At 43.5% G+C, this 15290-nt stretch carries 17 protein-coding genes and 1 pseudogene; all 18 read left to right on the forward strand.

The genetic code is table 11. The annotated features are described in order from the left end of the window. Nucleotides 1-5 precede the first annotated feature (5 nt). A complete protein-coding gene (locus V2H45_RS14785) occupies nt 6-1823 on the forward strand; it encodes a hypothetical protein (RefSeq protein ID WP_330484419.1) in 1818 nt (605 codons plus the stop codon). Beyond that, nucleotides 1816-3135: a DUF1802 family protein gene (locus V2H45_RS14790; protein WP_330484420.1), complete on the forward strand. Its 1320-nt coding sequence runs from the start codon at nt 1816-1818 to the stop codon at nt 3133-3135. Before V2H45_RS14785 ends, V2H45_RS14790 begins: the two co-directional genes overlap by 8 nt. A gap of 21 nt (nt 3136-3156) precedes the next feature. Then, entirely contained in the window at nt 3157-3390 is a 234-nt protein-coding gene (gene vapB / locus V2H45_RS14795) for a type II toxin-antitoxin system VapB family antitoxin (RefSeq protein WP_330484421.1), read from the forward strand. 112 nt (nt 3391-3502) lie between these two features. Next, complete coding sequence (locus V2H45_RS14800) at nt 3503-3727, forward strand: type II toxin-antitoxin system Phd/YefM family antitoxin (protein ID WP_330484422.1); 225 nt, start codon at nt 3503-3505, stop codon at nt 3725-3727. After that, nucleotides 3724-3987: a Txe/YoeB family addiction module toxin gene (locus V2H45_RS14805; protein WP_330484423.1), complete on the forward strand. Its 264-nt coding sequence runs from the start codon at nt 3724-3726 to the stop codon at nt 3985-3987. The genes V2H45_RS14800 and V2H45_RS14805 overlap by 4 nt, the downstream gene beginning before the upstream one ends. Before the next feature lie 362 nt (nt 3988-4349). Next, nucleotides 4350-4526 (forward strand): hypothetical protein, encoded by a 177-nt coding sequence (locus V2H45_RS14810; protein ID WP_330484424.1) that lies wholly within the window; start codon nt 4350-4352, stop codon nt 4524-4526. Between the two features lie 110 nt (nt 4527-4636). Beyond that, nucleotides 4637-5629, forward strand: coding sequence for a fatty acid desaturase family protein (locus V2H45_RS14815; protein ID WP_330484425.1), 993 nt, complete (start codon nt 4637-4639; stop codon nt 5627-5629). Between the two features lie 21 nt (nt 5630-5650). Beyond that, nucleotides 5651-6388 (forward strand): iron-containing redox enzyme family protein, encoded by a 738-nt coding sequence (locus V2H45_RS14820; protein ID WP_330484426.1) that lies wholly within the window; start codon nt 5651-5653, stop codon nt 6386-6388. After that, nucleotides 6378-7466, forward strand: a complete 1089-nt coding sequence (locus tag V2H45_RS14825; RefSeq protein ID WP_330484427.1) for a DUF3419 family protein — start codon at nt 6378-6380, stop codon at nt 7464-7466. The genes V2H45_RS14820 and V2H45_RS14825 overlap by 11 nt, the downstream gene beginning before the upstream one ends. Further along, complete coding sequence (locus tag V2H45_RS14830) at nt 7463-8266, forward strand: GNAT family N-acetyltransferase (RefSeq protein ID WP_330484428.1); 804 nt, start codon at nt 7463-7465, stop codon at nt 8264-8266. Before V2H45_RS14825 ends, V2H45_RS14830 begins: the two co-directional genes overlap by 4 nt. Nucleotides 8267-8299: 33 nt before the next feature. Beyond that, nucleotides 8300-9163: a M20/M25/M40 family metallo-hydrolase gene (locus V2H45_RS14835; RefSeq protein ID WP_330484429.1), complete on the forward strand. Its 864-nt coding sequence runs from the start codon at nt 8300-8302 to the stop codon at nt 9161-9163. A 44-nt stretch (nt 9164-9207) separates the two neighbouring features. Next, nucleotides 9208-10626, forward strand: a complete 1419-nt coding sequence (locus V2H45_RS14840; protein ID WP_330484430.1) for an MFS transporter — start codon at nt 9208-9210, stop codon at nt 10624-10626. Nucleotides 10627-10644: 18 nt separating this feature from the next. Further along, nucleotides 10645-11445, forward strand: coding sequence for an alpha/beta hydrolase (locus V2H45_RS14845; RefSeq protein WP_330484431.1), 801 nt, complete (start codon nt 10645-10647; stop codon nt 11443-11445). 17 nt (nt 11446-11462) lie between these two features. Next, nucleotides 11463-12524: a DUF2817 domain-containing protein gene (locus V2H45_RS14850; protein ID WP_330484432.1), complete on the forward strand. Its 1062-nt coding sequence runs from the start codon at nt 11463-11465 to the stop codon at nt 12522-12524. A gap of 32 nt (nt 12525-12556) precedes the next feature. Next, nucleotides 12557-13237 (forward strand): chromophore lyase CpcT/CpeT, encoded by a 681-nt coding sequence (locus V2H45_RS14855; protein ID WP_330484433.1) that lies wholly within the window; start codon nt 12557-12559, stop codon nt 13235-13237. Nucleotides 13238-13382: 145 nt separating this feature from the next. Then, nucleotides 13383-14132 (forward strand): metal ABC transporter ATP-binding protein, encoded by a 750-nt coding sequence (locus tag V2H45_RS14860; RefSeq protein ID WP_408648795.1) that lies wholly within the window; start codon nt 13383-13385, stop codon nt 14130-14132. A 24-nt stretch (nt 14133-14156) separates the two neighbouring features. Next, nucleotides 14157-14528, forward strand: coding sequence for a DUF1823 family protein (locus tag V2H45_RS14865; protein WP_330484435.1), 372 nt, complete (start codon nt 14157-14159; stop codon nt 14526-14528). 133 nt (nt 14529-14661) lie between these two features. Then, a pseudogene (locus V2H45_RS14870) lies at nt 14662-15234 on the forward strand (AAA family ATPase); the annotation flags it as partial. Between the last annotated feature and the right edge of the window lie 56 nt (nt 15235-15290).

Genomic DNA, 15290 nt, shown 5'->3' on the forward strand with positions numbered 1-15290 from the left:
TGAAAATGACTGACATTTCTCAAGAAGAGCTATTCTCAAAGTTTAAAACTGCTCGTGAATCAATTCCTAATCCGTTTAGAATCAAGTCTATTGTTACTGCAACCGAAGTTTGGGGGGCGGTGCAATCAGAAATACCTTCTTTGCACCTTGATGCCGAAAAAACAATTTTGGCTGCGATCAGGAATATCAAGGATATTGGTAAAGTCGGAATCCTGATCTCAGCAGATGCTGGAATTGGCAAGAGTCATTTGATTCACAGAGTTCGAGAAAATCTTGAGAGTAAAGGGCTTGGAATCTTCGCGTACATTCCGCCAATTACCGAACCTAATCGTCCTGATTTTCATGTTCGCTATCATTTAGTAGACAGCTTTACCCGTCAAAATAATGCAGGGATTTCTCAATGGGAAGTTATTGCAGCAAGACTTATAGGTACTGCTAAAGCAAAAAACTATTCTAAATATGTTGAACTCAGCGACAATATTCCATCACTGAGAGAATTCATTTTGATGGAGCATAAGTTTATGACTCACTTTGAAATGATGGACTTCATTGAGAAACTTGCCTCAGAAATCGCAAAACCTAATAGGCTAAAAAAAGATTTTGTGAAAGCTGTTTTACTACTTCTATTTGAAAATGAGAAAGAGGCGAAATTTGCTGACGCAAAGGAAGGTGCTTTATCTTGGTTGCAAGGCTCTGATCATGAAGAAGGAATCACTGCGGCTAAACTTCCAAGGTATCCACTCGATCAACAACAGGGCGTTTCAGTTTCATTTATTTCTGAATTATGCCTACTTGCGGAAGCCGCATCTTTACCTGTAGTGATCTGTTTTGATCAACTAGATAACTTCGTCCCATCATTTGATTGTAAATATACGCCTTCGCAAGTTGCAGCCTTTTGTGTCGATCGCTTACATTTACAATGTAAAAATCTCATCCTCATTACATCGGCTGTAACAACAAGATTGATGGAGATTAAGGCGTTAGATCCAGCAACACTTGCTAGAGTAAGCGAACGTAGTATATCGCTAAATCCTCCGAACGCGACTGAGATGTATGAGCTTGTCCGACAAAGATTAGACTGGTTCTTTAAAAAAGCCGATCTTGATCTTAATGTAGAAAATCTCTCGCCTTACTATCCTTTTCAGGAAAGCGAGATCGTAACTCTAGTCACTAATCTTGAGAGGGGAAAAGGAAACTTACGCAACTTGATGAACAAGTGTGCTGACTTGTTTGAGCAAGCTGGTGGTAAACCACCTAAAACAGATTTAGAGCTATTTCTTGAATTGTATGAGCAGAATCTTGTATCACTAAATAAAAAGAAGCCCAAAAACAATGACGATGAAATTGCTGAGATTCTTAGATTTTGCTTGACTCATCTAAACGAAGAAAGTGGAGGTGTGAAATTAACTCAGATTGAGAAGGGGAAAGATATTCATATGGTGATTTGTGGTTACGACTCTGCTCATACCAAAGACGTAAGAATTGGTGTGCGAGTTTGTAACACTGGAGCTAGTGCTACTTTCAATGCTGTAATGAATAGAATTTTAAATTACAGTAAAAATAATCTGACTCGTGGATGTCTTGTGAGAAGTGAGCCTATTAAGAGTAGCTGGAGCAGGGGGATAAAGCTGAAAGATGATCTTTTGGCAAAACAGGGAGAAGTTGTCGTTCTCAAGGAAAATGAACTCTTCCCGCTAATTGCTCTCTATCAGATTTTTCAACAGGATCAAGAGCAGGATAAGGTTCTGGGATTAATCAAAGATAGTAGAATAATTGTTGAGAATCCACTCATTCAAGAAATTCTGAGCGCTCCAAATGGCTAACACTATAATATTCAACGCTCTACGCTTACCTGAAGCAAATGTAAAATCGTTGATCTTAGGATCCGCGATCGCGATCATACCGCCTGAATTTCTTGAGCCAGAGAGACAATTTGCACTTTATCCTGAATCCAATCTTGAAACCGTCAAAATTGAGGCTTGGGCAAAATGCGAAGATTGCAAAATGCTTGACAAAACCGCTTCTCTAGATGTGATAGCCTTACATACTGGTCATTTGTTGGAGTTTCTTCAAGCTTCACTGGAGAAATCAGGAAATATCTTTTTAGCGTATCTGCGCGTTTATAGCTTACCGAAAGCCATAGAAATTACATCCCAATCTATGGGTTATTATGTCTATTTTGCCAATGCCATTTATATCGACGACTTATTACCTGTAGTCAGCGATCGCGACTTTGAAGTGCAAAAACAGAGATTGCTCAATCGAGAACCGCCAGAATCTATGTTTGAAAAGATCGAAAGAACGTTAAAAGAAACAGAACTTCAACGCAAGATAGAATCATCTGGAGAACTCGATTGGATCGAACGGATTGCAAAGATTGGAAATTCTAGCGGCGGTCACGAATTTGAAAAACTGGTAAGAAAAAGCTTTATAAAGTTAGGATTTAGCAACTCGAACACTAACCCCAAAGCTAGTCTCGATCCAGAAGCTACAGGTGGAGCAGGTGGGATAGATCTATGTTGTGAATATCCGTATCCTGTTGTGGGAGAGTGCAAAGCAAGTGCCAATCAGGAAATCCCAACTAAGGTTTGCAGTCAACTTACTTATCTTGGTCAAGCACATTCTCCAGACTATGAGATGGCAATCAAGATAATAATTGCCGCAGGTTCTTTGAATCACCACTCTAACCCAATAGCAATAGGAAATAAAATGAACGTCATTAGACCAGAAGCTCTAGAAAAACTTGTAAAGCTTAAAGCTTCGCATACAGGTTCAATTAATTTATGGGAGTTGAAGTCATGCCTAGAAAGTCAGCCTTTTGGAGAAGATGCTGATTCTAAGCTTTTAGATTTTATTGAAAAAGCTGAGGGCGAGATTAAGCTGCGATCGCACATCGTCCAGACAGTCAAAATGTGCTTAGAAAAATTTAATTCTAGTAGTGTCGATTTAGATGCCCTTTCAGGAGCCTATCATTTTTCCAATCCCCCTAAGAACTTGTCTAAGGAAGAATTAAGAGACATACTCATTGAACTATCCTCTCCATTAGCGGGATATTTAGGAAGAGTTGATGAGAATGAAAGAAAGTGCGATCGCTTTTACTTTCTGCGCGACCTACCTTGTGATGTATTTAGTTAACACAAAGAAGGAGAAAGAGTCATGACAATAGAATCTGCTATTTTAAAAAACATTGAAAAGCTTCCTGACTCAGTTAAAAATGCAGTCTTTTTGTATACCGAATTTCTTGCCAGTCAATATCAAAAAGATACTAACCAAGAACCAGAGCTTATTCCTGAAAAGTCTCGATTGACTGGCTCCATGAAAGGAACTTTTGTTTTACCTCTGCCAGACGACTTCGACGAGCCATTAGAAGAACTTGAGGAATATATGTAATATGAAATATCTCCTAGATACTCATGTTATTTCGTGGTAGCTGTCATAGCTGGACAAATCTTCTATTATGGTAGATAGAGTATAAACCTATGCTAATTTAAGGTCATAAAAAATGCAAATTAGTTATCGTCTGAATGCCAATGAACTTGATATCAGCTTCCTAGAAAGCTTAAAAGCTGCTTTCCAAAACAAAGAAATTGAGATAGTTGTATATGAAAGTGATGAAACTGCTTTTCTGCTACAAAATCCTGCCAATAGGAAGAGATTACTAACTGCGGTAGAAAACATTCAAAATCGTAGCAATCTTGTAGAGCTTAATTGGGATAACATCTCATGAAAAGGCGGATCCTGTTTGAATCAGAAGCCTTTGAGGAATTTAACGAATGGGCTAAAATAGATCGCAAAATTTACAATAAAATTGTAGAACTTATCAAAGATATTGAGCGATCGCCATTTTTAGGTATCGGTAAACCCGAACCTCTAAAATATGGACTCAGTGGATTCTGGTCAAGACGCATTAGTGATGAACATCGCCTCGTCTATCAAGTTACTGATAAAGAGATTCTAATCGCTGCCTGTAAAAGTCATTATGAGTAATTGAATCAGGGCGAATTTTTTCACTAGCCTACTCCCTTCTCACCCTTAGATTAGACACATTTTAAAAGCCAAGAAATTAAATTGTCGGCATTAAAAGGGTCTAGTTTTACACTGGGAAGGGAGTAAGATATTTGGGAAGAGTTGAAGAGGATGGGAGAAAATGCGATCGCTTTTACTTCCGCATATATTGATGCTCAGAAGCCTGACGGCATAGTATTTAACAGCAACAAAATTTGACTGTGACTCAGTTTTAGTAAGGGTGCAACTAAAACTGAGTGCAAAACTGAGTGCAAAGCTGAGTCTAGATGCAGAGAAAGATCCTCCAGACTTAAGAGTATAGCAATCAAAGTTTGGAGACGGTTATGCAGCAGTTTAAGGGAATGTCTTTCATCAAAGTTTTTGTACCCACACTGGTTATTGGTCTTTCGATCGCATTTGTCGCACAGGCTCACAGAGTCGCAAGCGACCCCGAGCAAACCATGTATCCCACCTATTCCATGTCCACGGCAGATTTTGCCCGTCTTGTCGATGCATTTTAATCGGCGATCTTAAAGCGAATCATTAAGCAAATCTGGCATCTTTCCAAGCATGAGAGATAAAGTTTCGCGATCGCCACGTATACAACCTATCTTTGAGAATCCTTAGACCCATGAAAACACAACAATTCTCAGAAAATGGAATTTTAAGACTTGAGCAATCCGCTCCCTGCGAAGAGGCAGAAAAGCCCAAGCTAAATCCCGAACTGCTCAAGCAAATCCATGCGCTCGATCGCCACCCACAGCGCTTACCCATCTTTATCGTTTTATACGTCATGGCAGCGTTTACAGCCTATGAGTTCGTGCAAGCGATCGCAGCACCTTGGTCGTATATCCTCTGTTTGCCCTTGTATCTCTTAGCGGCAGCTTCGTTACATGGCATTAGCCTGTTTACCCACGAGGGAGTGCATGGAGTTCTGAGCCGCAATGTTCAATGGAATCGATGGCTAAGTATTCTCTGTGCCTTGCCCGTCGGACAAAATTTCTCAGCTTACAAAGTCCTACATCTCAAACATCATAAGCATCTTGGCGTTGAGGGAGATCCCGACCATTACAAGAACTATACAAAATGGAACTGGTTAACCTTTTTGATGCATTGGGGAAGATTGATCGTTGGCTATCCTGTGTACATTATTGCGATTCCTATCCTCGGCTTTCAGCAGGGAAATCATTCCGAACGGGTATGGATTGCGATCGAAGTTATCTTGCTCGTCTTATTCGCTACGGCTGTACTGCGATCGCCCATACCGCCCGCTTTGTTAATTCATGGGTGGCTGATTCCGATGCTGTGGATTAATACCATGGTCAATATTCGCGGCATGAGTCAACATACGCTTCTCGACCATGAAGCCGATCTAATTCGCGGAACTCGCACGATCCTGACAATTCCTTTGGTGCGATTCTTTATGTGCAATGAGAATTATCATTTAGAACACCATCTTTATCCAGCCGTACCCTGGTATCACCTGCCCCGCCTCCATCAAGAGTTAAAGTCAGATCTCCTGCGTCAGGGTGCGCCTTACATTCCTTCTTATTTTTCCTTTGTGCGAGACTTCATCGCCGCTAGCTTTCAGCGTCAGCCCGTCGGTTCGGTTTCGATTCATTGAGTCAAGAGAGAGGAAAGAAAAATGATGCAAATGTTAATCGAGAAGGCGATCGCTACCCCCAGAACTCAGCAATATCCTGAATTAGCTGTCGAAACCCTGTTCCAGTTGCCATCTCTACAGGCAGCGGTATGGCGGGTAGCAGAGGCGTATGACTTTAATTCCCATCCCTATATGCTCTGGATGGAAGATCCCACGACCGATCGCGATGCATTTCGGCGCAGTCAACTGCCCTTTCGGTTTGCAGTGGAGTCATTCTCTCAGCCACTAGCGGCGGTGTTAGCACGAACGGCAACCTTGGAATCTCGCTTGCCATTGCTGGCAAATATCACCGAAGAGCACGGACATGGCGATCGCTGGCGATCGCATAAATATACCTTTCAGCAGTACCTTCGCGCCTTGGGTGCAACGGATGGCGAACTAGAATCTCCCTGCACGATCCCCGTATTGGCGTTTAACCAATCGATTTTGACCTATTGCCTGATGCAGTCGGGGGAATCGGGCGCAGCCATGCTCGGCGTCATCGAACATCTCTATGTCGGGATTAGTGCCGCGATCGCCCGAACCCTAGACCAGCGCAGCTGGACGGTTGCGGGTAGTCAGTCCCACTATGCTGTGCACGAAAAACTAGATACAGAACATGCGAGAGACCTGTTGCTCTTAGCCGAAACGGGTTGGATGAATCCCTATGCGCGAGGGCAAGCGATCCAGGGCTTGATGCTTGGCGCTCACTATTTCTGGAGTTTGTATCATGGTTTGTAACCCTAAAATCGTCTCAGAAATTGCCTTCTCACAGGTGCGTGAAGATCCTCGGATCGAACTGCGCGTCATCCAAGAACTGGCAAAACGCCAACAATCGCTAAGGGTTCTCTTAGTGGCTTCAGGGGGCTGCACTGCACTCAGCTTACTCGCAAGTCCCGCGATCGCCAAAATCGAAGCCGTTGATCTAAATCCCGCCCAACTTCATCTGGTGGAACTACGCCGACAAGCCCTATTACATTTGTCTCTAGACGAACAATTGCGATTGATTGGTGCAGATTTATCGGCAAGCGATCGCGATCGCCTCAGGATCTATGCCAACTTACGCGCAGATTTACCTCCACATACACAAGCTTTTTGGAATGCCAGACAGGATCAAATAGCCTTTGGCGTAAATCGAGTCGGACGCTTTGAACAACTATTTCGCGAACTGGCAGAAAAATTCGCTGGGATTGGGATCGATCCTTTAAAGGAACCCCTAGCAGCGATTTATTACCCACAATGGCGGGAGTTGTTTGAGCAGGTCTTCGAGCGGAGTAAACTCGTGCAGGCGTTCGGTGAAGCAGCGGTCAACTACTCAATGGATCGCAGCTTTGGCGAGCATTTTGCCGATGTATTTTCCCAAGCCTTACAGCGTTTTATTCCCACAGAGAATTATTTTTTAACGCAGGTCTGGGGCGATCGCTACACGACCCATCTTACAGGGGAAGGTGTTCCTCTTTATCTCCAAGCCTCAGCCCAGAAAGATATTCGGGCATTCGGTGCGGAGCGTCTACAACTGCATCAAGGTGCTTTTGTCGATCGCCTGCAACAACTGGCAGCAGTGGAAGGCTTCGATCTAATTCAATTTTCCAATATTTCAGACTGGATGCCTCTGGACGATCTCCATCAAATGCTGACAGATGCCGTTGCTTGTCTGAAGCCTAGGGGTGCGATAATTGGGCGGCGACTGAATGGCGATCTTAATTTAGCAGCGATTATGGTAGAGCATATAGCCGTCGATCGCGGTCTTAGTCAGGAATTGCTCGGAAGCGATCGCTCGTTTTTCTATCGTGAAGTCGTGGTAGGGTTTCGTTCATGAAATTTCATCGAATTGAATCGGCTGAGCGGGCTTTATTCCAAGCTGGAATTGAGGCGATCGAGCAGACAGCGTTTTATCCATTGGGGAAAGACTCTTTTCAACTCGATCATGGCGATAATTACTTTGCCTTTTTCGATCGCCTCGGTGAAGTCAATTACTTTGCTGCTTTGGATGGCGAACGAGTCGCGGCAGTGGGTGCAGGCATACTGCGGCAAGTACCTTACCGCCAAGCAGAATCATCGGGTTTGGCCTGGTATCTCTGCGATTTAAAAGTGCATCCAGACTATCAGAGACAACATCTCTCGATTAGGCTTTTGCACTATGCTTTACAGTCCTGTCTGGGCAAATGCGATCGCGGCTATACAATTTCCATGAATGCAGGCGATGGCAAACCCAACCGATTAGCGCGTATTTATGAGAAGTTTAACCTCGTGCGGTTTCGATGTTCGTCGATTTTAGGCATCTACAGCGTGGATGATGTCACAATGCGATCGCTAGAGCCCACACTGATTCAATATCGCGGTAAAATTTCTTATCTGTCTCTACAGGGAATTAAGGATTTAAAATTACAAAGTAACGGCCAGATGCTGCCATTGCTGCACGTACAGTGGGGAGAAAACATCCAAGTATGCATTTCAGCTCCGCTAGCTGGATATACCCATATGTTTTGCGTGCCTAATGGTGACGATCTAGCGATCGCGCTACAATCAAAAGGCATTTTCCCCGATGCGACAGCTAGTTTGGTCAGTCATGGCATGGATAAGAGCGACTGGCGCTTTATTCTAACAAGCGATATTTGAAAAGGCTCCGAGAAATTGAGTATGGAAAGCACCATGGAAAATCTTCAAGAACGCTTATTAGAGCATCTCAAGAAAATCGTAAGAGAACGCGATCCCTACTATGCCTCTGGTGGTCACTTATTTGTGAGAGAATACATCCGATCGCAGCTCTCGCAGTATGGCGAAGTTGAAGTTCATGAATTTGATGTGCGTGGGAATAAACACCCAAACCTGATTTTGCGGCTCGATCCTGCTCCAAGTCAGAAGCAATGGAAGGGTTCTAAAATGGAATTACCCATTCTCATTGGGGCTCATTATGATGCCGTTCCTGGTTGTGTGGGGGCGGATGATAATGCCACTGGCGTTGCCGTTCTGCTAGAGTTGGCGCGATCGCTTTCTGCAAATCCTGCCAACTATCCCATCCATTTGATTGCTTTTGACATGGAGGAATATAGCTTACAGGGAAGTAGAGCCTATGTGGAGAGATTGAAACAGCAGAATCAAAAGTTACGGCTGATGATTTCCCTTGAGATGTTAGGCTACTGCGATCGCACCCCTAACTCACAGCATTATCCGAAAGGATTGCAATATTTCTATCCGAATACTGGCGATTTTATTGGGCTGATTGGGAATATACAGACGATTCCCGATTTAATCTATTTGTGCCACCATATGAAAACTTCTGTGCCTTGCGAGTGGTTGCCTGCGGGTTTGCGTGGACTGATTGTACCTGATACGCGTCGTAGCGATCACGCTCCGTTTTGGGATGCGGGTTACAAGGCAATCATGATTACAGATACGGCAGACATGCGAAATCCTCACTATCACAAGAGTAGCGATCGCCTAGAAACGCTCGATTTAGATTTTCTCACGGGTGTCTGCAAGGGGTTAATTACGGGAATTTCTCATTTGCTTTAACTACACAACAAATCATCGATTACTCAAAAAGGGTTGAAGTCAGGGTGGAGAAATTAGATTTTAAAACCAAATTTTTATATGGCATGGGAGATATCGGTGGATCGATTACGGTCAATGCTCGTGCTTTCTTTCAGCTATTTTTTCTAACCAATGTGGCAGGATTAAATCCAAGTCTTGCAGGTATGGTTCTCTTGCTTGGTAGGATTTGGGATGCTGTCAATGACCCTCTAGTTGGATGGCTGAGCGATTGTACTGCGTCTAAATGGGGAAAACGTCATGCTTGGATGATCTTTGGTGCTATCCCTTTTGGTGTTTTGTTCGGGCTACAATGGATCGTTCCTCACTTTAGTGACAATCCCAATCTCAATCAGACCTTTTTATTTTGGTATTATGTAGTGACTTCATTGTTGGGCGATGCAGCCTTCACAGCGGTCTTCCTGCCTTACTACGCGCTCATCCCCGATCTCACTCAAGATTATCACGAACGTACCAGTCTCAATAGCTTTAAATCTGTATTTGGACTTGGTTCAGGCATTCTATCGTTAATTTTGGCTCAAATCATCTTTGCGAAGATTGCCGATCCTAGTAGCAAATATGCAGTGATGGGCTGTCTATTTGCCATTCTCTCAATCTTACCCATTTATATCTGTGTATGGGGAACTCGCAAACGCCTGTTTGCGATGCAAAAACATTCTAGCTTGTATGAAACCACTTCTAACTCTTTCCCACTTTTGTCACAGATTCAGATGATCTTAGGAAATAAGCCTTTCCTATTGCTGATGGGAATCTATCTCTTTTCTTGGATTGCTGTACAAACAAATGCGACGGTTCTTCCCTATTTTGTTGTGAATTGGATGGAATTGCCAGATAGTCACTTTACTCAGGCAGCGATCGCTGTCCAAGGCACTGCAATGTTGATGATGTTCCCTTGGAGCATAGTTGCGAAGCAAGTTGGTAAGAAAGCCGTTTATTTTATGGGCATTCCTCTTTGGGCGATCGCTCAAGTAGGTTTGTTTCTGCTTCAACCGGGTCAAGTCTTTTTGATGTACTGCTTTGCAATCATAGCGGGAGCAGGAATTTCGGTGGTTTATCTCATCCCTGGGTCAATGCTTCCCGATGTGATTGATTATGAGGAACTCAGAACGGGACAAAGACATGAGGGTGTTTTTTACGGATTTGTGACCCAACTACTCAAAATTGGTATTGCCGTTGCTTTATTTCTGGTCGGAAAAACCCTGGACTGGAATGGTTTTATCTCTTCAGTCTCAGGTCAACCCACACCAGTTCAACCCATCGCTGCTCTCTTATCAATTCGTTTGATGATTAGCCTCTTACCCATTCTGGTTTTGGTGTGTGGGTTGTTTTTTGCTCACTTTTATCCAATTTCTCGCCAAAAACACGAAGAAATTGTCATGAAATTATGGCAAAGAAAAAATTTCGATCCCAAGCAAACTGAGCCATAAAGTTCTTTCTGAATTCCTATGCCATATTTCTCAGGTTTCGCTCCCATTCCCAATCCCCTTAAAGATAAACTCTTGCCCGATGGTTTACCCTTTTATCTCGCTCGCGAGCCAAAACCCAAAGCCATCATTATCTGCCTGCATGGATTTTTCGCCACTCCTTACGAAATCCGCCCGATCGCAAACGCATGTTACGACTTAGGGATAGCTGCGATCGCTCCCCTCTTACCCTGTCATGGATATGCTGAAATCACCGAACAAAAGCAAGCCGTATTAGATCTCACCCTAGAGAATATGCTAGTGGCGATTCGTCAAGAGATTGCGATCGCAAGAACGCAATATGAATTTGTGGGGCTTTACGGGCAGTCCATGGGAGGAGCGTTAGCCTTGGCAATAGCCAGCGAAGGACTGGTCGATGCCGTCGCAACTACCGCACCTGCGCTTTTATTACCAATCTGGGCAAGAGTTCCCTTATTTTTATTGGGGCGGTGGAAAACCCTCTATCTCTGGAATCCGATCGCATTGTCGAGTTACAACCCTAGTTATCGATTTAGTAATGCCCATGCATCTAAAGTATTGCAACAAGTTAGTGAATACAGTCGCGATCGCCTATCTCAGGTTTCATGCCCCGTACATGTTGCCCATTCTCATCGCGATCGGGTAATCGACCCTATTGTTTGCCAGTGGATCGAATCACAGGCTACTGGAAAAGTAACTATCGAGTGGTTCGATCGCTCAGATCACACAATGCCACTCGATATTCAAAGCAAAGAAGTATCGACAAGCGTGGCAAATTTCTTCTTCTCAGAGTTCGCAGGATAAACTAGCAGTTTTTATTTATGGAATATCAAACTTACTTCTCCCCTGATTACTTTACAGCCCGATCGCGGTTTCTCAGTCTGGCGCAAGCTGCAAACTGTCGTGTGGAATCCCATCCATTCCAGCAGCAATCGCCCAATGGAGAAGACTTAACCATTGACGTGGCAATCTTAGGTTCTGAGAATGCTAAACGAACTATTGTGATTTCGAGCGGTCTGCATGGTGTGGAGGGATTTCTTGGCTCTGCCATACAACTTGCCTTTTTGGAATCTCATTTCGCTAAGGAATTGAGAACAGATCTCTCATTTGTGTTGATTCATGCATTAAACCCCTATGGTTTCGTACATTTGCGCCGTTGGGACGAAGAAAATATCGATCTCAATCGTAATTTTCTCTTGTCTGGAGAGGACTACAAAGGTAGTCCAGCCCTTTACCCTCAGTTAGATGCTTTCTTTAATCCACCCTATCCACCCTCTCGGTTTGAGCCCTATTGGCTGAAAGCGATCGCGTTGATTTTGCGCTATGGCATCAAGGCTTTAAAAGAAACCCTACCCGTCGGGCAATATGATTATCCCAAAGGATTATTTTTTGGCGGTCAAGCACATGCACAAACGCAGAGGATTCTAGAATTAAATTTATCGCGTTGGATTGGCAAAGCTGAGAGCGTCTGCCATGTTGATTTTCATACGGGCTATGGGCGTTGGGGAGACTATATCCTATTCACTGGAAAAATTGATCGGCCTGAGAAAGCTGGAGCCTTGGCAGTGCAGTTTGGATCTGACAAGCTAGAAATTTGGTCAACAGAGGGAATTTCCTATCCTATGAATGGCGATTTGGGGGCATGGTGTAAAGCGAAATTTCCTGACTGCGACTACGATTTCCTTACAGCAGAATTTGGAACCTATCCTACGCTTAAGGTAGTCAAAATGCTGCGGGCTGAGAATCAGGTATTTTGGTATGCCAAATCCGAAGATCGTAATTTTGGCGAAGCCTTGAAAGAAATCTTTGCTCCTGCGGATCGAAACTGGCGCGATCGCACGGTAAGCCAAGGTATGGATATTATTCAACGCGCGATCGCCTAGAATTATAATTTATCCTCACTTCCGAGGTTTTTATGAATCGTAAAGCTTTTCTCTGCACTGCGTTAGCGCTCGGTGTAAATGCAATTGCAAATACCTCAGCGATCGCCCAAGATTTAGTTTCCAGCGATCGACGTGTGCAAGATGTGGCATCGCGCTTGATCGGTGCAATGGATACTTCTGCTCAAGCCAAAATCAATCCTAAAGCTCCTAACGTTCGGATGACCACTTGTAAAATTAGGGTTGAGAACGCCACATCTGCCAATACCGCTATCTTTCTCTATCAAGAACAAGCGATGTCTCAGGATTTGGCAAAACCCTACAGGCAGAGATTTCTTCGCATTTCTCCTAGTGCCGACGGTTCCAGCATTCAATCCGCTATCTTTAAAATCCCCAATTCCACAGATTGGATTGGTCGATGCAGTCAACCAGAAGCTAAGCGAGTGGTTCAGTTATCTAGCTTGGGCGATTCACAATGTAGTGTTTTCCTTAAATCTCAAGGTGAGAAATATATAGGTGAGACGCAAGCAGGGGGATGTCCGAGTAACCATAGGGGAGCTGTAAAGATAACAAACCGCATTGTTCTTCATAAGCAGGGTATGGATACTTGGGATCGAGGATTTGATGCTAAGGGCAAACTGGTCTGGGGTGCGACCAATGAGGCTTACCAATTTCGTTGGATCGATCGAATCATTCACATCTATCAACCGTTTTAAAAGAGGGTGCGACAAAATAGGATCGCCCGATCGCCTATTCAAGTGTTTTGCCTGAGGTTTTGGCTAAAAATATGGCTTAACAGATTGCTAGATCCCCTACCAAGCTATACTATGAGAACCGTTATCATTGTCACTTAGCGATTTTATGCTTGAGGTGCAGCAGTTATCTGTTCAATATCAAGGCGTGCAGGCGCTTACGGATATCTCCTTTCGATTAGCCTCAGGCTCTGTAATCGGATTGATCGGTCCCAATGGGGCAGGCAAGAGCACCTTGCTAAAAGCTATGCTTGACTTAGTGCCAACCTCTAAAGGTCTTGTTTTTTTTAATGGCAGGACCCTCAAACAGCAACGCCAACAGGTAGCCTATTTGCCCCAGCGATCGCAGATTGATTGGGACTACCCAATTACGGTCTGGAATGTGGTGATGATGGCACGTACTACTCATACAGGTTGGTTTCGCAGTCCTAGCCGCCAGTCTAAAGAAATTGTCAGGGAAGCCCTCGAACGGGTAGAAATGTACGATCTGCGCGATCGCCAAATTAGTCAGTTATCGGGTGGACAGCAGCAACGGGTATTTTTAGCCCGCGCGATCGCACAGCAAGCTGATTTGCTATTACTCGACGAACCACTCAATGCCATCGATAAAAAGACAGAATCTTTGGTTTTGAGAATTTATGCAGAGTTAAAAGCGGAAGGAAAAACGCTTTTGGTAAGCTGTCACGAATGGGGTGATGCTCTCCATAATTATGACGAGTTGTTACTTTTAAACGGTCAATTGATCGCGCAAGGTTCTCCGACAGACGTGATGACCATGGACAATATTCAACGAGCCTATGGTGCTTATTTAGAAAGAAGGTGGCAGATTGACCAAAGGGAAGCCGCTTTCTTTTGTTAACTCAAATTTTTTACTCTAGAACCTATGTCAGATATCCCTACTTTAAATAAAGATACGATTTGGGCAATAATTCACGAAGAGATCGATGATGCGGGTGTGAATAAGCTGTTGTGGTACTACCTCGGCTATCGCTACGATGAGACTCAGCAAAAATGGGATAACAGTCTGGTAGGACAGGCTTGGCAAGAAAACTATCCCGAACCACCCGATTTTATTGAAAATCGTCCTCCTAACGTACAACTCACGCGATCGATTCCCGCTGAAAACAAGCAACTTTTAAAAGAGAACCTAGGCTTTAAAGGCTACAAGCTTGGCGAATTTGGGCCTAGACAAACACGTCGTGCCACTGCTGCGAGCTGGCTGTTGAGCTATATGCAACAACAGGGACAACTATAGCGATTGGAGCTAGTTAGGCGCAAGAAAACTTAAAATATAGGTGTCGAGATCCCCGACTTTCGATCTACAGTTAACGACTAACTTTGCCGATCGCCCAAAAAGTCAGGGATCTGTTCATTTATGCCACCAAATTATGATTACTGAAGTCCAAATTGAGAACTACAAATCAATCCAGAAACTAAAGTTGGGTTTGGGAAGGGTAACTGTATTTATTGGTGAGAATGGATGTGGCAAAAGTAATATTTTAGAAGCGATCGCTTTAGCGTCTGCTGCTGCCAGCAATAAATTAGATAATGAGTTTTTGTATTCTAGGGGAATCAGAGTTACTGAACCTGAATTTATGCGATCGGCTTTTGATAAAGAAAATCTTGCAAAACAGATAAAAATAAATTTAAAGTCAGACGAAGAAAATAACTTTGAATTGGCATTACAGCATGATAATCAACCTTATTCTAGCTGGAATGGTATTCTTCATATGCCTTCACCTCCCGAAGAATTTACAGAAAGAATAAGAGACCAAAAAGATGGTCATGAACTTTTAATAGATTTGTCAGGTGATTTATTTGTGAATCAAAAGCTTAATCTAATAAGAAATTTCCTTATATACTCTCCTGAGAACTCCTCATTACGTATTTTTGAAAAAGAGGGACAAATTCAACCATTAGGGATTAATGGAGAAGGCTTATTTAAACTTCTCAAGGTTTTACGTTTAGAGAGTGTTTGAGAAGTTAAGCAAGACGTTTTAGGAGGATTTGAATCATC

It is taken from the genome of Tumidithrix elongata BACA0141 (genome assembly GCF_036349135.1).
Lineage (GTDB): Bacteria > Cyanobacteriota > Cyanobacteriia > Pseudanabaenales > Pseudanabaenaceae > Tumidithrix > Tumidithrix elongata.